This is a genomic window from Enterobacter sp. EGD-HP1 (assembly GCF_000733275.2).
GTDB lineage: Bacteria > Pseudomonadota > Gammaproteobacteria > Enterobacterales > Enterobacteriaceae > Enterobacter.
On sequence record NZ_AVOP01000023.1, the window covers coordinates 49486 to 72143 of the forward strand.

A 22658-nucleotide genomic window follows, 5' to 3' on the forward strand; every position below is an offset into this window, starting at 1 on the left:
TTCTGACGGCGCCATTATCGCTTTACGCTATATAATTATCTATATAGCGTATCAATCCTGCATTTTCGCTACAGAATACCTAAAAACCGCATTTTCACATTGATATACGTCATTTTGCATCGGGTGAGGCATCGTCTTTTAGGGGTAGTTAGGTTACTGTTACGCGATCGAACGTAATAAGGAATACGTATGCGCAATCGCACTTTTGCGGATCTTGACCGAGTGGTCGCTCTTGGCGGCGGGCACGGCTTAGGCCGGGTTATGTCCTCTTTGTCCTCACTCGGCTCAAGGCTGACAGGGATAGTGACCACCACCGATAACGGCGGCTCAACCGGGCGCATTCGTCGTGCCGAAGGCGGCATTGCCTGGGGAGATATGCGCAACTGCCTGAACCAGTTAATTACCGAGCCAAGCGTCGCGTCGGCGATGTTTGAGTACCGTTTTGGGGGTAATGGCGAACTTTCCGGGCATAACCTCGGAAATCTGATGTTAAAGGCGCTTGATCACCTGAGCGTACGGCCTCTGGAAGCCATCAACTTAATCCGTAATCTGCTCAAAGTGGACGCATTCCTGATCCCCATGTCTGAACAACCGGTTGACTTGATGGCAATCGACGCTGAAGGGCATGAAGTTTACGGCGAGGTAAATATTGACCAGCTCCTCCTGCCGCCGACGGAGTTGATGACCTATCCGAGCGTGCCCGCCACGAGGGAAGCGGTAGAGGCCATCGGGGAAGCGGATCTTATCCTGATCGGTCCGGGCAGTTTTTATACCAGCCTGATGCCCATTCTGCTGGTGAAAGAGCTGGCGCAGGCGCTGCGCCGTACCCCAGCCCCGATGGTTTACATCGGTAACCTGGGACGTGAACTGAGCCCGGCGGCGGCGAGCCTGTCGCTGTCAGACAAACTCAATTTGATGGAGCATTACGTAGGCAAGAAAATCATTGACGGCGTAGTCGTGGGCCCAAAAGTGGATGTGTCAGGGATTGGCGATCGTCTGGTGGTGCAGGAGCCGCTGGAGGCCAGCGATATCAAGTATCGCCACGACCGCCATCTGCTACGCGAGGCGCTGGAGAAGGCGATTCAGGCGCTGGGTTAGCAAAAAACTCCCGGTGGCGCTGCGCTTACCGGGGCTACAAAAGACGCTAACCCCGTAGGCCCGGTAAGCGCAGCGCCACCGGGCAAAACCCACTCACGATGCCGCTATGAAAAGATCCCTCAGCTGATGAAGCTGGTCGCGGATCTGCGCCGCCTCTTCGAACTCCAGGTTCTGCGCGTGCTGCATCATCTGCCCTTCCAGCTCGTGGATTTTCTGCTGCAGCGCTTTCGGCGTCAGCACGACGGTATCTTCTTCCACCACTGAACGCGCCTTGCCGCGACCTTTCGCTTTGGTTTTGGCAATGTTCTGACCCAGCGCCAGAATATCCACCACCTTCTTGTTCAGCCCCTGCGGCGTGATGCCGTGCTCTTCGTTGTAGCGCTGCTGTTTCTCGCGGCGGCGCTCCGTTTCACCGATCGCTTTCGCCATCGACGGGGTGATTTTGTCGCCGTACAGAATCGCTTTACCGTTGACGTTACGCGCCGCACGGCCGATGGTCTGGATCAGGGAGCGTTCAGAACGCAGGAAGCCCTCTTTATCCGCATCCAGAATCGCCACCAGCGAGACCTCCGGCATATCCAGACCTTCTCGCAGCAGGTTGATCCCCACCAGCACGTCAAACTCGCCCAGACGCAGGTCGCGGATAATCTCCATGCGCTCCACGGTGTCAATATCCGAGTGCAGATAGCGCACCTTCTCGCCGTGCTCTTCGAGATATTCGGTGAGGTCTTCCGCCATACGCTTGGTGAGCGTGGTCACCAGCACGCGCTCGTTGATGGCGGAACGGGCCCGAATTTCCGAGAGCAGATCGTCCACCTGCGTGGCCACCGGACGAACTTCAATAATGGGATCGAGCAGACCCGTTGGACGCACAACCTGATCGACAACGTCTTCACCGGATTTCTCCAGCTCGTAGTTGCCCGGCGTGGCCGAGACGTAAATGGTTTGCGGCGCCAGCGCCTCAAACTCTTCAAACTTCATCGGGCGGTTATCCAGCGCTGACGGCAGTCGGAAGCCGTACTCTACCAACGTCTCTTTGCGCGCCCGGTCACCGCGGTACATCCCGCCGATCTGCGGGATCGTAACGTGGGATTCGTCGATCACCAGCAAACCGTCTGTCGGAAGATAATCAAACAGCGTCGGCGGTGGCTCGCCCGGCCCGCGCCCGGAGAGGAAGCGCGAGTAGTTTTCAATGCCGGAGCAGTAGCCCAGCTCGTTCATCATCTCAAGGTCGAACTGGGTGCGCTGGCTCAGGCGCTGCTCTTCCAGCAGCTTATTGTTCGCCAGAAGCTCCTTACGGCGCTCGGCCAGTTCAACTTTGATCTCTTCCATCGCCTGCACGATACGCTCGCGCGGCGTCACGTAGTGCGTTTTCGGGTAGATGGTGAAGCGCTGGATCACCGACTCAACGTGTCCGGTCAACGGGTCGAAGAGCGACAGGCGTTCAACCTCTTCGTCAAACAGCTCGACGCGCAGCGCCATATCGTCCGATTCCGCCGGGAAGATGTCGATCACCTCGCCGCGTACGCGGAAGGTGCCGCGCTGGAACGCCTGATCGTTACGGGCATACTGCAGCTCCGCCAGACGACGGACGATGGCGCGCTGGTCGATGATCATCCCCTGCGTCAGGTGCAGCATCATCTTGAGATAGAGATCCGGATCGCCCAGACCGTAGATCGCGGAAACCGATGCGACGACGACCACGTCGCGACGCTCCAGAAGCGCCTTAGTGGCCGACAGACGCATCTGCTCGATGTGTTCGTTCACCGAGGCGTCCTTCTCAATGAAGGTGTCAGAGCTCGGCACGTAGGCTTCAGGCTGGTAGTAATCGTAGTAGGAGACGAAATACTCCACCGCATTTTCCGGGAAGAACTCTTTCATCTCGCCGTAAAGCTGCGCGGCCAGGGTTTTATTGGGTGCCAGCACCATCGTTGGGCGCTGGAGATCCGCAATCACGTTGGCAATGGTGAACGTTTTACCCGAGCCGGTTACCCCCAGCAGCGTCTGGTGCGCCAGCCCGTCTTCCAGCCCCTCCTCCAGACGACGGATCGCCTCAGGCTGATCGCCAGATGGACGGAAAGCAGAATTCAATTTGAACGGTTTACTCATGGGCGACAACCTGATGACGTTAAAAGCGGCAGGTGAGTAATTTTACTCCTTGTTGCCAGGAATGCCAGTAAAAAACACTGGATGAAAAACCAGTAGCATGTCAGGATATTTAGAGTAGCGCCTGAATGATTAGCGCGACAGCGGCCAAAATTTGGGCTGTGACAATATAAAACACCAGTCAGGTCAGGTTATCCCCAGAACTTTTTCTTTTTTAACATTTGTCAAGCCAGGTAATGATAGTTTTGTGGCAACGGGTGACACTTTCATGACGGGAATTGCTTTTATCTAAGCAATTAAATAATAAACGATATTTTCTAAAGCCGCGTTTCGCGCCAATTTGGGCGTAAGCCGCGTCTTCTCTCGCTTATCGCGTGTTTTCTAACTCTAATGCACATGGTTATCCACAGGAATAGTGGATAACTGCTTCCAGCCCATGCAGACTGGCGCTCGGCAAATTCCCGGTTTTTCCCACGAGACGGCTGCAAAAAATTTTTATAGCTATTTTTTGATGATTAACAGTTGCGTCATTCATAACCAACCGATGGGATCTTGCTCACATTTTCATCATTTCGGGTTCTGCACCACAACTCAACACCGCCAGCACCGTCGATGTGCAATCCGGTTTTTTATAAACCGCTTTCCGGTGATTTATTCCTAAAAAAGCCGTTTTTTTAAACACTTTTCGGTTTCTGGCAGGGGTTTTGCAGATTCAGACTCGAGCCTCACCTACACACATTTTTAAGGAGAGAAAGATGTTGAGTCTGCGTGCTGTGAATCAGTTTTACGGAAGCCAACATACGCTATGGAACGTGAATTTGGATTTTCCGCAAGGGATGTGTACAGGCGTCGTTGGCCTGCCGGGGATGGGGAAAACCACCCTCATGAATTGCATCGCCGGGAGAGTGCCCGTTGAAAGCGGCAGCATCATCTGGCATGAGGCGGGCGCGCCGCCGCGCGATTTGCTTAACCTGCCGCCAGAACAGCGCTCAGGACCGGGGATAGGCTATGTCCCGCAGGACAGACGGATCTTCTCCCAGCTAACGATTGAGGAAAATCTGCATATCGCCATGCGGGCGATGGGGAAACCCAACCCGGAAGCGAAAAGTGACGTTTATGACCTGTTTCCGGCGCTCTACACACTGCGACAGACCCGCGCCAACACGCTCTCTCCGGACGACCAGTACCAGCTGGCGCTGGCTAATGCGCTGGTGAACCGTCCGCACCTGCTGATCCTCGATGAGCCCCTGCACGGCGCAGGACACAGCTTCGCCCAGAGACTGGGGCAGCTGCTGCTGCGCTTGAACCGGGAGTTAGGTATGACGGTGCTGCTAGCGGAGCAGCAGCTGTCGTTTATCCGTCGGGTGGCGGACCGTTTCTGTATGCTCTATCGAGGGCGTAACGTGGCGCAGGGCCACGTTAACGAACTGGATGACGAGCTTATCGCGCACTGGATGTCGCGGGAAGCAAGACGCTGAGATCGAGATAACGCCCGGTGTCGGCATTTTCCGCGCCGTCAGCAAGCCAGGGAATTTCTCCGAGGCACGGGGCGGGAAGAACGCGCCTGAGCGTCGCCAGATATTCCTGGTGTCGTTTACCCGGTGCAACCACGTCGTTGGCTATCCAGCCCGCCAGCGTCAGCCCGGCCTGCTGTACGGCCTGCGCGGTCAACATGGCGTGATTGATGCAGCCCAGCTTGACGCCGACGACCAGAATGACCGGAAGCTGCTCGGCCTGCACCCAGTCAGCAAACGTCTGCGTGTCCGAAAGCGGCGTAAACCAGCCCCCTGCACCTTCCACCAGCACCCAGTCAGCCTGACTTTCCAGCGTCCGCAAGCCGGCTGAAAGCACGGCGAAATCAATCGGACGACCTTCGTCAGCGCTGATAATGTGCGGCGAGGTCGGCTCGGCAAAGGTGTACGGATTGACCGCTGAATAGGCGAGTTCACGCGTGCTGTTTCGCTGGAGCGCCAGCGCGTCGGTGTTGCGTAACCCTTCCGCCGTCATCTCGCTGCCAGAGGCGACGGGCTTATACCCGGCGGTGGTTTTTCCCTGTAAACGGGCAGCCTGCAGCAGGGCCGCGCTGGCCACCGTTTTGCCCACTTCCGTGTCCGTGCCGGTAACAAAATAACGGTCAGTCACGTTCTATAATCCCATGAAAAAGTTGATAAGAGAGCGGGAAATGACCCCGCTGCTGCGGCCAGGCCAGCTCCAGACGCTGCAGCTGGCCCCGGGTCAGCGGTTTTTTCTCCCGCCCGGCATGCAGGTGCGTGGCCCCGATGCCCTTCAGCGAGCGCATGGCGCTGAGCGCATCGCTAAAATTGAGGGTGATGGTCTGCACCGTGCTGCGGTAGCGCCAGTCTGCCAGCGCCTGCGTCACCTGGTCATGCGATAAAAAGCGGTTCGCGTGCGGCTGCTCATCCACCGCTTTCCACGCCTGATTCAGCTCCGGCAGCGAACTTTCCAGCAGGGTGGTAAAGGCCACCTTCCCGCCCGGTCGCGCCACGCGATATAGCTCGCGCAGGGCCTGCGGCAGGCTGCTGCACCACTGGACCACCAGATGACTCCAGACCAGATCGAACTGCGCATCCGCCAGCGGAATCGCCTCGATATCGGCCAGCAGATAGCGATCCGCTGCCTCCCTCTGGCGCGCCTCGTCGAGCATCTGGTCTGAGAGGTCGATAGCCGTGACCAGGCTTCCCGCCCCGCGCCAGTAGCGGCTGTTGCTGCCGGGGCCACAGCCGGCGTCCAGGACCTGCGGAAAACGGTTCTCGCCAAGCGCGGCCAGAAGCCCCTGCGCGCTCTGACGCTGCAGCTCATCGTGCTGCGAATAGCTCTGCGCGGCCCGGCCAAATGCCGCCGCAACGGCCTGTTTATTCACCGGCATCATGAAGCACCTCCAGCAGCGTCTGGATATCCGGTGCTTCATGCGCCGCCGTCAGGGTTAAGCGCAGCCGCGCGGTGCCCGGCGGGACCGTTGGCGGGCGGATGGCGGTCACCCACATGCCGCGCTCGCGCAGCGCCTGTGCCAGCGCCAGCGCGCGGCCGTTTTCGCCGACAATCACCGGCTGGATAGCGCTCTGCGAATCGGGACTGTGGAAGGGCAGCGCCGCTAACCCCTGGCGGAAGCGTGAGATATGCTCTGCCAGCCGCTGGCGACGTTCATCCCCTTCTGCGCTGCGGATCACCGCCAGCGACGCAGACAGCGCCACGGCCTGCGCCGGGGGCATGCTGGTGCTGTAAATCAGGTGTCGGGCAAACTGCAGCAGATAGTCGGCGACGGACTCGCTGCACAGCACGGCGGCCCCGCTCACGCCAAAGCCCTTGCCGAAGGTGACAATCAGCAGCTCCGGCTTCACGTTTTGCTGATGCGCGCTGCCGCGTCCTTCGTCGCCCATCACGCCAGTGCCGTGGGCATCGTCCACCAGCAGCCAGGCGTTTTGCCGTTTTGCAGCCTCGTGCAGCGCGGCAAGCGGTGCGCTGTCGCCGTCCATGCTGAACACCCCTTCGGTGATCGCCAGCTGCTGTCCGTCACAGGGTTTATCCAGCAGCGCGGCGAGCTGCCCCGCATCGTTATGGGCAAAGCGGCGCAGCTGCGCCGGGCTTAAGTTTGCCGCCTCCAGCAGCGAAGCGTGGCTCAGGCGGTCGGCGACTATGCGGTCCTCTTTTTCCATCAGCGCGGTAATAACCGCCTGATTGGCGGCAAAGCCGGAGATAAACAGCAGCGCGCGCGGGTAGCCAAGCCAGTCGGCAAGCGCTTCCTCCAGCGCCTGATGCGCCGCGGTGTATCCGCTGACGTGTCCCGAGCCGCCGCTGCCCACGCCAAACCGCTCCGCGCCCTGCTGCCAGGCGCGAATGATGGCCGGATGCTGGCTCAGCCCGAGATAATCGTTGCTGGAGAAGTTACAGAACTGCCGCCCGTCGTGGGTCAGAAAACGGCCTGCGCCGTTCTCCACTACCCTGCGAACGCGAAACGCCTCTGCCGCCCGGCGTTCGTCCAGCGCGGTATTAATGCGTGCCTGCCAGGTCATACGGCTGCCGCGTTGTAGAACTGGTCGGTGTCGGCGTTGAAAATCTGCTGCTCCAGCTGCTGCTGTTGCTCGTTATCGCCCGTCAGCACCTCGGTCTGGTGCGGATTTAGCCCCAGCTTGCGGAACAGCTGAACGTCTTTGTCCTCTTCCGGGTTCGGCGTGGTCAGCAGCTTGCAGCCGTAGAAGATGGAGTTGGCACCGGCCATAAAGCACATCGCCTGGGTCTGCTCGTTCATCTGCTCGCGACCGGCAGAGAGGCGCACGAAAGAGGTCGGCATCATGATGCGCGCCACCGCAATGGTGCGGATAAAATCAAACGCATCCACGTCGTCGTTATCCGCCAGCGGCGTGCCTTTGACCTTCACCAGCATGTTGATCGGCACGCTCTCCGGCGGGGTCGGCAGGTTCGCCAGCTGCAGCAGCAGGCCCGCGCGGTCTTTCACCGTTTCGCCTAAGCCCACGATACCGCCGGAGCAGACCTTGATCCCCGCATCGCGCACTTTATCCAGCGTGTCCAGACGCTCCTGATAGGTCCGCGTGGTGATGATGTTGCCGTAAAACTCCGGCGAGGTGTCGAGGTTGTGGTTGTAGTAGTCCAGCCCCGCCGCGGAGAGGCGCTGCGCCTGCTCGTCGTTCAGCGTGCCGAGCGTCATACAGGCTTCGAGGCCCATCTCCTTCACGCCCTTCACCATCTGCTCCAGATACGGCATGTCGCGATCGTGCGGGTTCTTCCACGCCGCGCCCATGCAGAAGCGGGTCGAGCCGGCGTTTTTCGCCTTACGCGCCGAGTCGAGCACCTGCTCCACTTCCATCAGCCGCTCGGATTCCAGGCCGGTTTTGTAGCGCGCGCTCTGCGGGCAATATTTGCAGTCTTCAGGACAGGCACCGGTCTTGATCGACAGCAGCGTGCTGACCTGAACGTGGCGAGGATCGAAGTGCTGACGATGCACCTGTTGGGCTTCGAACATCAGCTCAAGGAAAGGTTTATTAAATAATTCAGTGACTTGCGACATCGTCCAGCGTGCGTGGTGAGCCATGGGGCTTCTCCAAAGGGTTTTGTTAATTTTCGGTTCGGTTTATACTCGTAAACCTAAAACTTTTCAAAATGGTTTACAAGTCGATTATGACCCAGGACGATCTCGCCTTCGACAAGCAGCATATCTGGCACCCTTACACTTCCACTACCCGCCCTCTTCCCGTCTATCCGGTGGCCTCGGCCCACGGCTGCGAGCTGCACCTCGCCAGCGGCGAACGGCTCGTTGACGGGATGTCCTCCTGGTGGGCGGCCATTCACGGGTACAACCACCCGCGCCTGAATGCGGCGATGAAGGCGCAGATTGACCAGATGTCGCACGTGATGTTTGGCGGAATCACCCATCAGCCCGCGGTGGATTTATGCCGCCGCCTGGTGGCGATGACGCCTGCATCGCTGGAGTGCGTGTTCCTGGCGGATTCCGGCTCGGTGGCGGTGGAAGTGGCGATGAAAATGGCGCTGCAGTACTGGCACGCGAGGGGCGAAACGCGCCAGCGGTTCCTCACCTTCCGCAACGGCTATCACGGGGATACCTTCGGGGCGATGTCGGTGTGCGATCCGGATAACTCCATGCACAGCCTGTGGAAGGGCTATCTGCCGGAAAACCTGTTTGCCCCGGCACCCCAGAGCCGCTTCGACGGTGAGTGGAACGAGATGGACATGGTCGGCTTCGCGCGGCTGATGGCGACGCATCGCCATGAAATCGCCGCCGTGATCCTGGAGCCGATTGTGCAGGGCGCAGGCGGAATGCGGATGTACCACCCGGAATGGCTGAGGCGCATTCGCAGGATGTGCGACCGCGAAGGCATTCTGCTGATTGCCGATGAGATCGCCACCGGCTTTGGCCGCACCGGCAGGCTGTTTGCCTGCGAGCATGCGGGCATTGCGCCGGATATTCTGTGTCTGGGTAAAGCGCTGACCGGCGGCACCATGACGCTCTCCGCCACGATCACGACCCGTCACGTTGCCGACACCATCAGCGACGGCGAGGCGGGCTGCTTTATGCACGGCCCGACGTTTATGGGCAACCCGCTGGCCTGCGCCGTCGCAAGCGAAAGTCTCGCCATTCTGGAGAGCGGCGAGTGGCAGAAGCAGGTTGCGGCAATTGAGGCGCAGCTGAAAGAGGAGCTGAGCGCCGCCTCGGGCGCGAATTTCGTGGCGGACGTGCGCGTGCTGGGTGCCATCGGCGTGATTGAAACCACCCATCCGGTGAATATGGCGGCACTGCAGCGCTTCTTCGTTGAGCAGGGCGTCTGGGTGCGGCCTTTCGGCAAGCTTATCTACCTGATGCCGCCGTACAGCATTACGCCGGAGCAGCTGCGTAAATTAACCGACGCGGTTGTAACAGCCGTTAACATTCCCGCGCATTTCACGATGTAACCCTATGCATTACACTTGCTGAACGAGCGATCAACGAGGGTAAACCGTATGAAAATCATCAGTAAAGATCTGCGCGACGGTGAAAAACTGCCGGAACGTCACGTATTCAACGGCATGGGGTATCAGGGAGACAATATCTCCCCGCACCTGGCGTGGGACGAGGTTCCGGCCGGAACCAAAAGCTTTGTCGTGACCTGCTACGACCCGGATGCGCCTACCGGCTCCGGCTGGTGGCACTGGATTGTGGCGAACCTGCCTGCCGACACGCGCGTCCTGCCGCAGGGCTCCGGCTCTGACCTGGTTGCCCTGCCTGAAGGTGCCATTCAGACGCGCACCGATTTTGGTAAAGCGGGCTACGGCGGCGCGGCGCCGCCAAAAGGGGAAACCCACCGCTATATCTTCACGGTGCACGCGCTGGATGTGGAGAAGATTGAGGTCGACGAAGGGGCGAGCGGCGCGATGGTCGGCTTTAACGTGCATTTCCATTCGCTTGGCAGCGCGTCGATTACGGCGATGTATTCCTAAAAAAAAGCCGGGTGGCGGCTACGCCTTACCCGGCCTACATTTCGTACCCGTAGGCCCGGTAAGCGCAGCGCCACCGGGCATAAAATCACAGCACCGAAGGCAACAACCCCACCAGCCGTCCTTCCTCCAGAAGCTGCATCGCCTTATCAATATCCGGCGCAAAGAAACGGTCGTCATCGTAGTGCTTAACGTGCTCGCGCAACGCATGACGCGCCTGCTCCAGCAGCGGGCTGGATTTAAGCCCTTCTCGCAGGTCGATACCCTGACTTGCCGCCAGCCATTCCACCGCCAGCACGCCGCGGGTGTTGGCGGCCATTTCCCAGAGACGACGCCCGGCAGCCGGTGCCATCGAAACGTGATCTTCCTGGTTCGCTGACGTTGGCAGGCTGTCCACGCTGTGCGGGTGCGACAGGGCTTTGTTCTCGCTCGCCAGCGCCGCGGCTGTGACCTGGGCAATCATAAAGCCCGAGTTGACCCCGCCGTTACGCACCAGGAACGGCGGCAGCTGGGACATATGTTTATCCATCATCAGCGCGATGCGGCGTTCGGACAACGCGCCAACTTCGGCAATCGCCAGGGCGATATTATCCGCCGCCATTGCCACCGGCTCGGCGTGGAAGTTACCGCCGGAGACCACCTCGTTTTCCTGGGCGAACACCAGCGGGTTATCGGACACCGCGTTGGCTTCCACCAGCAGCACCTCCGCCGCCTGGCGCAGCTGCGTCAGGCACGCGCCCATCACCTGGGGCTGGCAGCGCAGGGAATACGGATCCTGAACCTTGTCGCAGTTATGGTGTGAATCGGCAATTTCGCTGGAGTCAGTAAGCACGTGACGATACATCGCGGCGGCATCAATCTGCCCGCGCTGACCGCGCACCTCGTGGATGCGGGCATCGAACGGGCGACGCGAGCCCAGCACGGCTTCGGTGGTCAGCGCACCGCACACCACCGCCGAGGCGAACAGATCTTCTGCTTCAAACAGGCCGCGCAGCGCGAAGGCGGTCGACGCCTGCGTGCCGTTCAGCAGCGCCAGCCCCTCTTTCGCCGCCAGCGTGATCGGGTTTAACCCGGCTTTTTTCAGCGCCTCTTTCGCAGGAAGCCACTCGCCCTGCCAGCGCGCTTTGCCTTCGCCCAGCAGCAGCAGCGACATGTGGGCCAGCGGCGCGAGATCGCCGGATGCCCCAACGGAGCCTTTTGCCGGGATCCACGGATAGACTTCCGCATTCACCAGCGCCATCAGCGCCTGGATAACGCTCAGGCGAATGCCCGAGAAACCGCGCGCCAGGCTGTTGATTTTGAGAACCATCATCAGACGGACAATCTCATCATCCAGCGGCTGGCCGACGCCCGCCGCGTGTGACAGCACCAGCGAACGCTGTAAGTTCTCCAGATCGTGCGTCGCGATGCGGGTCTGTGCCAGCAGGCCAAAGCCGGTGTTGATCCCGTAGGCGGTGCGCCCTTCGGCAACAATGGCTTCGACGCAGGCAACGCTGTCGTTAATGGCGGCGTGGGCGCTTTCATCCAGCGAAAGGGTGACCGGCTTGCGCCAGACGTTACGCAGCTGTTTGAGGGTCAGCGAGCCGGGAGTGAGTGTTAACGCGTTCATTAATGCTTTCCTTGTGTGGCAGGGATCATCGGCAGGTTCAGCCCCTGCTCTTTGGCACAGTCAATGGCAATCTCATAGCCCGCATCCGCGTGACGCATCACGCCGGTGGCCGGGTCGTTGTGCAGCACGCGAGCGATGCGCGCGGCGGCTTCATCGGTTCCATCGCAGACGATGACCATCCCTGAATGCTGGGAGAAGCCCATCCCCACGCCGCCGCCGTGGTGCAGCGACACCCAGGTCGCGCCGCTGGCGGTATTGAGCAGAGCGTTCAGCAGCGGCCAGTCGGAGACCGCATCGGAGCCGTCGCGCATGGCTTCCGTTTCGCGGTTCGGGCTGGCAACGGAGCCGGAGTCCAGGTGGTCGCGGCCGATAACGATCGGCGCGGAGACTTCACCGCTGCGCACCATTTCGTTGAAGGCGAGGCCGAGTTTTTGACGCCACTCCAGCCCTACCCAGCAGATACGCGCCGGCAGGCCCTGGAAGTTAATGCGCTCGCGGGCCATGTCCAGCCAGTGGTGCAGGTGTTCGTCATCGGCGACGATCTCCTTCACTTTGGCGTCGGTTTTGTAGATATCCTCCGGGTCACCGGACAGGGCAACCCAGCGGAACGGACCGATGCCGCGGCAGAACAGCGGGCGAATGTAGGCAGGAACGAAGCCCGGGAAGTCGAAGGCGTTATTCACGCCCATCTCTTTCGCCATCTGGCGAATGTTATTGCCGTAATCAAAGGTCGGAATGCCCATCTGGCTAAAGGCCAGCATGGCGGAGACGTGCTCGGCCATGGAACGTTTCGCGGCAAGCACGGTGCCTTCCGGATCGGTCTCCGCTTTTTGCTGATATTCTTCCCACGTCCAGCCCTTTGGCAGGTAACCGTGCAGCGGGTCATGAGCGCTGGTCTGGTCGGTGACCAGATCCGGGCGCACGCCGCGGGCGACGAGCTGCGGGAGAATATCCGCCGCGTTGCCGCACAGGGCAATCGACACGGCTTTCCCTTCGGAGGTGTATTTTTTGATGCGCGCCAGCGCATCGTCCAGATCGGTTGCCTGTTCATCGACGTAACGGGTACGCAGACGAAAATCAATGCGGCTCTGCTGGCACTCAATGTTGAGCGAGCACGCGCCGGCAAGCGTGGCGGCCAGCGGCTGCGCGCCGCCCATGCCGCCCAGACCCGCGGTCAATACCCAGCGGCCTTTGAGCGAGCCGTTATAGTGCTGGCGACCGGCCTCCACAAAGGTTTCGTAGGTGCCCTGCACGATCCCCTGGCTGCCGATGTAGATCCAGCTACCCGCGGTCATCTGGCCATACATCGCCAGCCCTTTTGCGTCCAGCTCGTTGAAGTGTTCCCATGTGGCCCAGTGCGGCACGAGGTTAGAGTTGGCGATCAGCACGCGCGGCGCGTTTTTGTGCGTTTTAAATACGCCTACCGGCTTGCCGGACTGTACCAGCAGGGTTTCGTCGTGTTCGAGTTCGGTCAGGGATTTTACAATTGCGTCATAGCATTCCCAGTTGCGCGCGGCGCGGCCTATGCCGCCGTAGACCACCAGCTCGTGGGGGTTTTCCGCCACCTCAGGATCAAGGTTGTTCATCAACATGCGCAGCGGGGCTTCGGTGAGCCAGCTTTTGGCGGTGAGCGTGGTGCCGCGCGCGGCGCGGACATCCTGCTGGCGGTATTTACCTGACGACATTGTGTGCTCCTCATAGGGGACAGATGATGCATTTAGATATACTTGTATAGACAAGCACACACAAGGTCGGATTTAACAAAAAAGATACAATTTTGTTATATTGCGTTAGCGATCACGCTTATAAAACTTATGACATGAAGTGGCCCTGCAGCCGGTAGCGATTCCCCGGGAAAAGCAGCCGGGCATGCGACACAATGTGCGACGAGGACCAGGTTCGACGGCGGATCAGCAGGCACGGATCGTGCTCTTTAATGCGCAGCCGCTCGCACTCCTGCGGCGTGGCGCGCACGGCTTCCACAATGTGCTCCCCTTCCGTGAGCGGTGCGACGAGTGAGAGATAGGCGTGCGGCGTGGTCTGGGTGTAATCCTGATTCAGATAGTCCGGTATCCGTTCAGCGTTTACGCAGCGATCTTCAATCTGCACCGGAATGTCGTTCTCAAAATGCACCATCACGGAGTGGAAGATACGACTGCCTTCTTTAACATTCAGCTCTACGGCCTGCTCGGCGCTGGCCTGGGTCTCTTCGAGCACCAGCACCTCACAGCGATGCTGATGATTTCGCGAGGTTATCTCATCGGCAATACTGCGGATTTCAAACAGGGCGGATTGCCCTTTCGGTTCCGCCACAAACGTCCCCACGCCCTGCAGGCGCACCAGAAGCCCTTCATCGGTCAGTTCGCGCAGCGCCCGGTTGACGGTCATCCGGCTAAAACCAAACTGCGCCACCAGCTCGGCCTCCGAGGGAATGCGATCGTGCGGCCGCCAGACGCCGGTGGCGATTTTTTCGCTGATCGCCTGCTTCACCTTTTCGTAGAAAGGCGCGGGAGGACTCGACTGCGGCAGAGGTGAGCGTGAAAACATCGTAACTCCTTGAATAGTGTTATGCCCACCAGTGAGCAATTTGCCAGGCCAGACGGGCGGCAAGCTTTGCGCCCTGTCCGTCCCGATCGTACTGCGGGTTAAACTCTACCAGATCGGCGGCCTGTAGCTTACCGCTACGGCAGATTTGTTCGATAACCGGGAGAAGATCCAGCGCCGGTATGCCTAACGCAGCCGGGGCGGACACGGCAGGCATTTCGCTGGCGGGCAGGACGTCCAGATCGATCGTCAGATAGATACGATCGGCCTGCGTCAGCACCTTTTCCAGCGCGGATAGCGCATCGCGCCTGAAATGGAGATCTTCCACCAGCGTGACGTTCAGGCGTTCGGCCTCATCCCACAGCGCCAGCGTGTTCGCCGCCCGGCTCACGCCAAAGCAGGCGTACTGAAATTCCCGCCCGCGCTCATCGCAGTAATGCGCCAGCTGGCGAAACGGGGTACCGGACGTCGCCCGGTCGGCCTTGCGCAGGTCAAGATGGGCATCAAGGTTGATCACCGCCACGCGCTCGTTAGGGAACGCATCCAGAACGCCCCGACCGTGCGCCCAGGCGGTTTCGTGCCCGCCGCCAAAGACCAGCGTGCGCATCCCGGACCGCTGGCAGGCCGTGACGGCATCGCTTAACGCCTGCTGCGCCGCTTCCAGCTCGTCGCCTTCAACGTACACCGAGCCCATATCCGTCAGCCGTTCATGCCCCTGATGGCTTGCCATATTCGCCAGCGCTTTTCGCAGCATATCCGGTGCCTGCACGGCGCCGGGCCTGCCCTGATTGCGTTTAACCCCTTCATCACATTCAAAGCCTATCAGCGCGATGCCGGATGAAAGCGGCGTGAACTGTCCCTGCTGCTTTATCGTCTGGAAAATGCGCGTTGCATTGCTGGCCTCGGCGCTGTCGTCGCGCCCCTGCCAGACCGTTTCGGCTACGGGCCGCCATAACCTCATACTGCCTCCCCACGGAAAATACGTTGATACAGCGGATTGCGTCCCGGCTCGTAGACCATCTCAACCGGATGACGAGCATCCCAGACGATAAAATCAGCGACAAACCCTGCCCGCAGCTGTCCGTGGGTTGCGCCACGGCCCAGCGCCTGCGCGGCATGCCGCGTGACGCCAGCCCAGGTTTCTTCAGGGGTCAGACCAAACTGGACGCAGGCCATGTTCATCGCCAGGTGCAGGCTGGCAAACGGGCTGGTGCCGGGGTTATAGTCGGTCGCGACGGCCATCGGGACACCCTGTTTTCTGAGCCGTTCAACCGGCGGACGCTGGCGCTCCTGAAGAAAATAGAACGCACCCGGCAACAGGACGGCAACCGTGCCGCTTTCCGCCATCGCCTGAACGCCTGCGTCGTCGAGATACTCAATATGATCGGCGGAAAGCCCCTTATACTGGCTGACCAGCGCCGCGCCGCCCTGATTAGACAGCTGCTCGACATGCCCTTTCACCGGAATACCGAGCGCGGTGGCAGCCTTAAAGAGGCGCTCGGTTTGCGACGGGGTGAAGCCGACGTTTTCACAAAACACGTCTACTGCTTCATATAACTCTTTCTGCCACAGCGTGGGCAGTATCTGCTCGCAGACCAGCGTGAGGTAGGCATCGGGATCCTGCCGGTATTCCGGCGGAACCGCATGAGCCGCCAGCAGCGTTGGGCTGATATCGATCGGGTTATTGAGGCCCAGCTGGCGTGCGACCTGCAGCATCTTCTCTTCGGCCTCGGCGTTGAGCCCGTATCCCGACTTGATTTCAACCGTAGTGACGCCTTCATTCATCAGCCGCTGAAGCCGCTGTTGCGCCAGTTCTAGCAGAGTTTCCGGCGAGCTGCTGCGCGTCGCCGTCACAGTGGCGTTAATCCCGCCCCCCTGCACGCTGATGGTTTGATAAGAGACGCCGTTCAGACGCTGCTCCCACTCCGCCGCACGGTCGCCGCCAAATACCAGGTGGGTATGGCAGTCGATCAGGCCAGGCGTGACCAGACGTCCCTGAAGATCGACACAGTGAGGGTGTCCGGCAGGAATATCAGATTCAGGGATCACGGCCAGAATAGTGTGGCCGCGCACGACCAGGGCATGATGCTCTTTCAGTCCATAAGGCTCAGGTACGTCCGGCGCCATCGTAGCCAGCCGCGCATTTCGCCATATCACATCGTCGGGATGAATCTGCTGCATGGGCATTCCACTTGTCATGGGTTGTATAGACATTTATTTGCATCCACCGTCTACTGTCAACCGCCTTGAAGGAAAATGTTATTTATTTGTGATCACTTACCTGCCGCTCCGGGGCTAAAATGCAACTTTTACCCTTTTTATCTTCCCGTTTCGCTCAACTTAGTATAAAAAAGCAGGCTATTTCGTCTATCCCGTAAAGACTTGCATACCCAGGAGCTTCACCTTGAACATTTCCAGGATTTCCCGTCTGGCGTTAGCACTCGCCTTTGGCGTGACCTTATCCGCATGCAGTTCAACTCCGCCGGATCAGCGACCTTCTGAGCAGGCTGCGCCCGGTACCGCCTCCCGCCCGATTTTGTCCGCTGATGAAGCGAAGAACTTCGATCGTGCGCATTACTTCTCAGCGATGGATCCTAACGCTGCGCCGTGGACACCCTCTTCTATTAACCTGCCTAAACAGCCTGACTTCGTGGTCGGCCCGGCAGGTGCGCAGGGCGTAACGCATACCTCTATTCAGGCTGCGGTTGATGCTGCCATCACTAAACACAGCGCGTCTCGCCAGTACATCGCGATCCTGCCAGGTGAATATGAAGGCACCGTGTATGTGCCGGCGGCCCCAGGCAGCATTACGCTTTACGGTCTGGGCGAAAAAGCGATTGACGTAAAAATTGGTCTGGCGATTGATTCCGAAATCGACAGCAACACCTGGCGCCACCTGGTGAACCCGGCCGGAAAATATATGCCGGGTAAACCAGCCTGGTACATGTTTGATAACTGCCAGAGCAAGCGTTCCGCCACCATTGGCGTGATGTGCTCAGCGGTGGTCTGGTCGCAGAATAACGGTCTGCAGCTGCAGAACCTGACCATTCAGAATACCCTGGGTGACAGCGTTGACGCGGGTAACCACCAGGCCGTGGCGCTGCGCAGCGATGGCGACAAGGTACAGATTAACAACGTCAACATTCTGGGCCGTCAGAACACCTTCTTCGTGACCAACAGCGGCGTGCAGAACACCCTGCAGAATAACCGCCTGACCCGTACCCTGGTGACCAACAGCTACGTTGAAGGTGACGTGGATCTGGTGTCCGGTCGCGGCGCGGTGGTGTTTGATAACACCGATTTCCGCGTGGTGAACTCACGTACCCAGCAGGAAGGCTACGTGTTTGCGCCGGCAACCCAGTCTAACCTCTTCTACGGCTTCCTGGCCGTGAACAGCCGCTTTAACGCTGCCGGTGACGGCGTGGCGCAGCTGGGACGCTCCCTGGACGTGGACTCTGCCACTAACGGCCAGGTCGTGATCCGCGACAGCGTGATCAACGAAGGCTTCAACATGGCGAAGCCGTGGGCTGATGCCGCGATCTCCAAACGTCCATTCTCCGGCAATACCGGGGCGGTGGATGATAAAGGGAACGTGCAGCGCAACCTGAACGACGCTAACTTCAACCGCATGTGGGAATACAACAACCGCGGTCTGGGTAGCAAAGTGGTTGCTGAGCCGAAACAGTAAGCTGTTTTGCCGGGTGGCGGCTTCGCCTTACCCGGCCTACAGAGATAAAAAAACCTCGCACATGCGAGGTTTTTTGTTTTAAGCCGCTTAGTGAGCGTTAACGACGACCCACATTGGCCCTTGGCCGACGGCGTAACGTCCTTTCTCTTCCAGCAGCCCCTGCTCGCCTTTAATTTCATACAGCGCGATATGGTGGGATTTCTGCCCCGCCGCAATCAGGTATTTACCGCTGTGATCGATATTAAAGCCGCGCGGCTGGGTTTCCGTTGGCTGGAACCCTTCAATCGCCAGCACGCTGCCGTCTTCAGAGACGCTAAACACGGTAATCAGGCTGGAGGTACGGTCGCAGGCGTACAGATGGCGGCCATTTGGCGTAATGTGGATATCTGCCGCCCAGCGGGTATCGGAGAAGTCAGACGGCATCATATCCAGCGTCTGCACGCACTCAATCTGGCCGTTAGGATCTTTCAGCTCCCAGACGTCCACCGAGCTGTTCAGCTCATTGACCACGTAGGCGTACTGCTGGTTCGGATGGAAGACCATATGACGCGGACCGGCGCCTTCAACGGTAGTCACTTCGGCAGGGTTCTGCGCCACCAGGTGACCATCGTCGCTCAGGGTGAACAGGCAGATACGATCCTGCTTCAGCGCAGGCACCCACAGCGTGCGGTTATCCGGCGTGATATTCGCCGAGTGGCAGCCTTCAAGCCCTTCCACTACATCCACGGTGTCGACCGGAATGCCATCTTCCAGACGCGTTACGCTGACGCAGCCCGCGTTATAAGAGCCGCTGAAGACAAAGTTGCCTTTACGATCGGTCGAGATATGGGTTGGGCTTCCCGGCAGTGGTGCTTCGGCAGTGTACGTCAGCGCGCCATCGTCCGGAGAAATGCGATAGGCCAGCACGCGAAACTCCGGGCGCACACCCACGTACAAGAAACGTTTATCCGGGCTGATGACCATCGGTTGCACCTGGCCTGGCACATCAACAACCTGAACCAGCGTGAGCGTCCCTTCGGTATTTAAACGCCAGACGTGGATCTGCTGGCTTTCAGGACTGGCGGTATAAACGGTTTGTTTCATGAATATTCACTCCTCACTGCGCATGAAAGTAATTAACTTTTGACGGTGAATGCTGAATTGTCGACAGGAATTTTGAAGCGTTCGCCTCTCGGTGTACCATCCCATCAAAACGTAAATTCAATATTAACCCGGGAAAACAGATGACCTCGCGTGTGATTGCTCTGGATTTAGACGGTACCTTACTGACGCCGCAAAAAACCCTTCTCCCCTCCTCCCTTGAGGCGCTTAAACGCGCGCAGGAAGTGGGATATCAACTCCTTATCGTAACGGGTCGACATCACGTTGCCATTCACCCTTTTTATCAGGCACTGGCGTTAGATACACCTGCAATTTGTTGTAATGGCACTTATTTGTATGATTATCAGGCAAAAAAGGTTTTAGCCTCCGACCCGCTGCCGGTTCCCCAGGCGCTGCAACTGATTGATCTGCTGGATGAGCATGCCATTCACGGCCTGATGTACGTGGACAACGCGATGGTGTACGAGCGCCCTACTGGCCATGTGGTGCGCACCAGCAACTGGGCGTTGTCCCTGCCTGAAGCGCAGCGTCCGGTCTTTACCCAGGTTTCCTCCCTGCGTCAGGCAGCCCAGGACGTTGAGGCTATCTGGAAATTCGCCCTGACGGATGAAGACACCACCAAACTGAATACCTTCGCAAAACACGTGGAGCAGACGCTGGGTCTGGAGTGCGAATGGTCCTGGCATGACCAGGTGGATATTGCCCGCAAAGGCAACAGCAAAGGCAAGCGACTGACGCAGTATGTGGAATCTCAGGGCGGGTCGATGCAGGATGTGATCGCCTTTGGTGATAACTACAACGACATCAGCATGCTGGAAGCCGCCGGAACCGGCGTGGCGATGGGCAATGCCGACGACGCGGTCAAAGCGCGCGCCAACGTGGTGATTGGCGACAACACCACCGACAGCATCGCGCAGTACATTTATACCCACCTGCTGTAATCAGGCGGTGATCGAGACGCTCTTAATTTGCGCGTAAAGCCACAGGCCGGGTTTGATCCCTAACTCATCCCTGGCCCACGGGCTGATGCGCGCCCAGAGCGTCCTGCTGCCGACTTCAAGCTTCACTTCTACCTGCCCGTTATCATCAAAACACTCCGCGACTTTGGCGCGCAGAATATTTCGAATACTGGTTTGCAGCGGCGGCTGCAGCACCAGCGAGACGTCCGACGCCTGGATGCGAATGCGCAGCGCGGACTGTAACGGTTTATCGATCTTATTGACCCAAAGATGCTGGTCGCCCAGCGCCAGGGCAGTCATCGCGTAGTGTGGGTGGTGTTCCAGAACGCTCACTTTCAGGATGCTGCTCTGCTGCTCCCGGGGTAACCACGGGTGCATGACGCTGCTGCCCCACACCTCTTCCAGGTTGCCAAACGCCTTAACGCTGCCCTCTTCCAGCACCAGCACCTTGTCGGCCAGATGGAGGATTTCGTCCAGCGAATGGCTGACGTAGAGCATCGGAATATTAATTTCGCGCGTCAGGCGCTGTAGATAAGGCAGAAGCTCGCGTTTACGCGGAATATCGAGCGAGGCCAGCGGTTCGTCGAGCAGCAGCAGTTCGGGTGCGGTCAGCAACGCGCGGCCAATGGCCACACGCTGTTTTTCTCCGCCGGAGAGCGAGGAGGGCAGCCTGTCGAGCAGAGGTTCAATGCCTAACAGCGTCACCAGCTTATCAAACTGCCCGGCCATGCTTTTCGCCATGCCGTAACGCAGGTTGCCGCGCACGCTGTAGTGCGGGAACAGGCGCGCGTCCTGGAAAACATAGCCGATGCGGCGCTTATCCGGCGAGAGGTAAATTTTGTTCTCCACGTCATTCAGGACGCGGTCATTCAGGACAATACGGCCAGACTGCGGGCGGGTCAGGCCGCTGATGGCATTAATCAGCGACGTTTTTCCCGCTCCCGACACGCCAAAGATGGCGGTGATGCCGCTTGCAGGCAGCGTCTCGTTAAGCGTCAGAGTATGGTTTCCCAGCGTCTGGGTAAAATGGAGTTCCAGCATGCTTATTTCCCCATCCGCTCGCGGCTGAGCCGCGCCAGCCATTCAGACACCATCAGCGATGCCAGCGCCAGCACAATTGAAATAATACACAGCCGCGCCGCCGCGCCTTCACCGCCCGGCGTTTGAATCAGGGTGTACATTGCCGAGGGAATGGTTCGCGTCTCGCCGGGGATGTTCGACACAAACGTGATTGTCGCGCCAAACTCGCCCAGCGAGCGGGCAAAGGCCAGCACCGTGCCGACGATAATGCCCGGCAGCGTCAGCGGGAGCGTGATGGTGAAAAAGACGCGCCAGCGCCCTGCGCCCAGCGTGCGGGCCGCCTGTTCGAGCTTCATGTCCACGCCTTCCAGCGCGAGGCGTATCGCCCTCACCATCAGCGGGAATGACATCACCGCTGCCGCCAGTACCGCACCTCGCCAGCTGAAAGCAAACGTCAGCCCAAACCAGTCGTAGAGCTTCTCGCCGATAAAACCGCGTCGCCCCATCGAAATCAGCAGCAGGTAACCGACCACCACGGGCGGCAAAACGAGCGGAAGATGAAGCACGCTGTCGAGCAGCGTTTTGCCGGGAAACTGGCAGCGAACCAGTAGCCAGGCAAAGAAGATCCCAAAGGGCAAACTCAGCGCAACCGCAAGGGAAGAGACTTTAAGGCTCAGCAGCACAGCCTGCCATTCAGGATCAGTCAATATCATCAGTGAGTCGTAAATCCATAACGTTTAAAGATCGCGGACGCCTCCGGGCCCTTCAGGTAATCGCGGAAGGCGGTCACGGTCGCATTTTTGTGTCCATCAACAATCGCAACAGGATATTCCACTTTCTTGTGGGAGTCTTCCGGGAACGTTGCGACCACTTTTACCCCTTTACTGGCAACGGCATCAGAGCCATACACAATGCCCAGCGGGGCTTCGTTGCGTTCCACCAGCGCCAGCGCGCCGCGTACGTCTTCCGCCGGGGCCAGCTTCGGTGACAATGTCTCCCATGCGCCCAGCTTTTGCAGCGCTTCTTTGGCGTAAATCCCGGCCGGAACGTGCTCCGGATCGCCCACCGCCAGACGGCCACCGTTCAGCAGGCTCGTCCAGTTGGTCTCTTTGTTAATGCTGATGTCCGCCTGCGCGCTGGCTTTTGGCGCCACAACAACCAGGCTATTCCCCAGCAGCGTTTCGCGGGTTGTCGCATCAATCGATTTCTTCTCCGCCGCGTAATCCATCCACTTCTGGTCAGCCGAAATGAACAGATCCGCCGGTGCGCCCGCTTCAATCTGGCGCGCCAGCGTCGAGGAAGAGGCAAACGAGGAGACTACCTCAACGTTTTTCTCTTTTTTATACGCCGCCGCGATATCCTGCATTGCATTGGTCAGCGACGCCGCCGCAAAGACCGTGATTTTCCCCTCATCCGCCAGCGCGTGTCCGGTAAGTGAAAGCGTCAGCGTTGCCCCTGCGAAAAGGCGTACCCATGTACGTGCCATCTGTAACTCCTGTGAGTAGCGTTATATACACATTAATATAACGATATCGTCAGGGAGATCCCAGCGTTTAATCGTACCGCT

At 59.1% G+C, this 22658-nt stretch carries 20 protein-coding genes; 6 read left to right on the forward strand and 14 right to left on the reverse strand.

Features of this window, described 5'->3' with window-relative positions; all coding sequences use genetic code 11:
* Window positions 1–189: 189 nt before the first annotated feature.
* A complete protein-coding gene (gene yvcK, locus N037_RS13870) occupies window positions 190–1098 on the forward strand; it encodes a uridine diphosphate-N-acetylglucosamine-binding protein YvcK (RefSeq protein ID WP_028015643.1) in 909 nt (302 codons plus the stop codon).
* Between the two features lie 93 nt (window positions 1099–1191).
* Here the strand turns inward: yvcK and uvrB are convergent, their stop codons facing one another.
* A complete protein-coding gene (gene uvrB, locus N037_RS13875) occupies window positions 1192–3207 on the reverse strand; it encodes an excinuclease ABC subunit UvrB (RefSeq protein WP_032641620.1) in 2016 nt (671 codons plus the stop codon).
* Window positions 3208–3959: 752 nt separating this feature from the next.
* Here uvrB and N037_RS13880 point away from each other — a divergent pair.
* A complete protein-coding gene (locus N037_RS13880) occupies window positions 3960–4682 on the forward strand; it encodes an ABC transporter ATP-binding protein (protein ID WP_023334969.1) in 723 nt (240 codons plus the stop codon).
* On the opposite strand, the gene bioD is transcribed toward N037_RS13880, so the two are convergent.
* Genes bioD through bioB form a run of 4 tightly spaced genes read right to left on the reverse strand, consistent with a single transcriptional unit; the run spans window position 4645 to window position 8272 of the window.
* The gene (gene bioD, locus N037_RS13885) at window positions 4645–5346 is read right to left on the reverse strand and encodes a dethiobiotin synthase (RefSeq protein WP_032641622.1); all 702 of its coding nucleotides are present in this window, start codon (window positions 5344–5346) and stop codon (window positions 4645–4647) included. The two genes, N037_RS13880 and bioD, sit on opposite strands and share 38 nt — an antisense overlap.
* Window positions 5339–6094: a malonyl-ACP O-methyltransferase BioC gene (gene bioC, locus N037_RS13890; protein ID WP_032641624.1), complete on the reverse strand. Its 756-nt coding sequence runs from the start codon at window positions 6092–6094 to the stop codon at window positions 5339–5341. Before bioC ends, bioD begins: the two co-directional genes overlap by 8 nt.
* Window positions 6078–7235: an 8-amino-7-oxononanoate synthase gene (gene bioF, locus N037_RS13895; RefSeq protein ID WP_032641626.1), complete on the reverse strand. Its 1158-nt coding sequence runs from the start codon at window positions 7233–7235 to the stop codon at window positions 6078–6080. The genes bioC and bioF overlap by 17 nt, the downstream gene beginning before the upstream one ends.
* The gene (gene bioB / locus N037_RS13900) at window positions 7232–8272 is read right to left on the reverse strand and encodes a biotin synthase BioB (RefSeq protein ID WP_032641628.1); all 1041 of its coding nucleotides are present in this window, start codon (window positions 8270–8272) and stop codon (window positions 7232–7234) included. Before bioB ends, bioF begins: the two co-directional genes overlap by 4 nt.
* Window positions 8273–8358: 86 nt before the next feature.
* On the opposite strand from bioB, the gene bioA reads away from it, so the two are divergent.
* Window positions 8359–9648, forward strand: a complete 1290-nt coding sequence (bioA, locus tag N037_RS13905; RefSeq protein ID WP_072163974.1) for an adenosylmethionine--8-amino-7-oxononanoate transaminase — start codon at window positions 8359–8361, stop codon at window positions 9646–9648.
* 48 nt (window positions 9649–9696) lie between these two features.
* A complete protein-coding gene (locus N037_RS13910; protein ID WP_008501131.1) occupies window positions 9697–10173 on the forward strand; it encodes a kinase inhibitor in 477 nt (158 codons plus the stop codon).
* 85 nt (window positions 10174–10258) lie between these two features.
* On the opposite strand, the gene hutH is transcribed toward N037_RS13910, so the two are convergent.
* From hutH to hutI, 5 genes are all read right to left on the reverse strand, one after another.
* Window positions 10259–11779, reverse strand: a complete 1521-nt coding sequence (gene hutH / locus N037_RS13915) for a histidine ammonia-lyase (RefSeq protein ID WP_032641632.1) — start codon at window positions 11777–11779, stop codon at window positions 10259–10261.
* Window positions 11779–13464: a urocanate hydratase gene (gene hutU / locus N037_RS13920; RefSeq protein WP_032641634.1), complete on the reverse strand. Its 1686-nt coding sequence runs from the start codon at window positions 13462–13464 to the stop codon at window positions 11779–11781. Before hutU ends, hutH begins: the two co-directional genes overlap by 1 nt.
* A gap of 127 nt (window positions 13465–13591) precedes the next feature.
* Window positions 13592–14326, reverse strand: a complete 735-nt coding sequence (locus tag N037_RS13925; protein WP_024908773.1) for a histidine utilization repressor — start codon at window positions 14324–14326, stop codon at window positions 13592–13594.
* Window positions 14327–14345: 19 nt separating this feature from the next.
* Window positions 14346–15284, reverse strand: coding sequence for a formimidoylglutamase (gene hutG, locus N037_RS13930; RefSeq protein ID WP_032641638.1), 939 nt, complete (start codon window positions 15282–15284; stop codon window positions 14346–14348).
* Window positions 15281–16504, reverse strand: coding sequence for an imidazolonepropionase (gene hutI / locus N037_RS13935; protein ID WP_032641640.1), 1224 nt, complete (start codon window positions 16502–16504; stop codon window positions 15281–15283). The genes hutG and hutI overlap by 4 nt, the downstream gene beginning before the upstream one ends.
* 223 nt (window positions 16505–16727) lie before the next feature.
* On the opposite strand from hutI, the gene N037_RS13940 reads away from it, so the two are divergent.
* Entirely contained in the window at window positions 16728–18011 is a 1284-nt protein-coding gene (locus tag N037_RS13940; RefSeq protein WP_023334958.1) for a putative acyl-CoA thioester hydrolase, read from the forward strand.
* Window positions 18012–18098: 87 nt separating this feature from the next.
* Here N037_RS13940 and pgl read toward each other — a convergent pair whose 3' ends face one another.
* Window positions 18099–19094: a 6-phosphogluconolactonase gene (pgl, locus tag N037_RS13945; protein WP_023334957.1), complete on the reverse strand. Its 996-nt coding sequence runs from the start codon at window positions 19092–19094 to the stop codon at window positions 18099–18101.
* 140 nt (window positions 19095–19234) lie between these two features.
* On the opposite strand from pgl, the gene N037_RS13950 reads away from it, so the two are divergent.
* Window positions 19235–20053, forward strand: a complete 819-nt coding sequence (locus N037_RS13950) for a pyridoxal phosphatase (RefSeq protein WP_032641642.1) — start codon at window positions 19235–19237, stop codon at window positions 20051–20053.
* Here the strand turns inward: N037_RS13950 and modC are convergent, their stop codons facing one another.
* Genes modC through modA form a run of 3 tightly spaced genes read right to left on the reverse strand, consistent with a single transcriptional unit; the run spans window position 20054 to window position 22577 of the window.
* Complete coding sequence (modC, locus tag N037_RS13955; protein WP_029742082.1) at window positions 20054–21112, reverse strand: molybdenum ABC transporter ATP-binding protein ModC; 1059 nt, start codon at window positions 21110–21112, stop codon at window positions 20054–20056. It lies immediately after the preceding gene.
* 2 nt (window positions 21113–21114) lie between these two features.
* Window positions 21115–21804 carry a molybdate ABC transporter permease subunit gene (gene modB, locus N037_RS13960; protein WP_032641645.1) on the reverse strand — a complete coding sequence of 230 codons (690 nt, stop codon included), beginning with the start codon at window positions 21802–21804 and terminating at the stop codon, window positions 21115–21117.
* A complete protein-coding gene (modA, locus tag N037_RS13965; protein ID WP_032641647.1) occupies window positions 21804–22577 on the reverse strand; it encodes a molybdate ABC transporter substrate-binding protein in 774 nt (257 codons plus the stop codon). The genes modB and modA overlap by 1 nt, the downstream gene beginning before the upstream one ends.
* Between the last annotated feature and the right edge of the window lie 81 nt (window positions 22578–22658).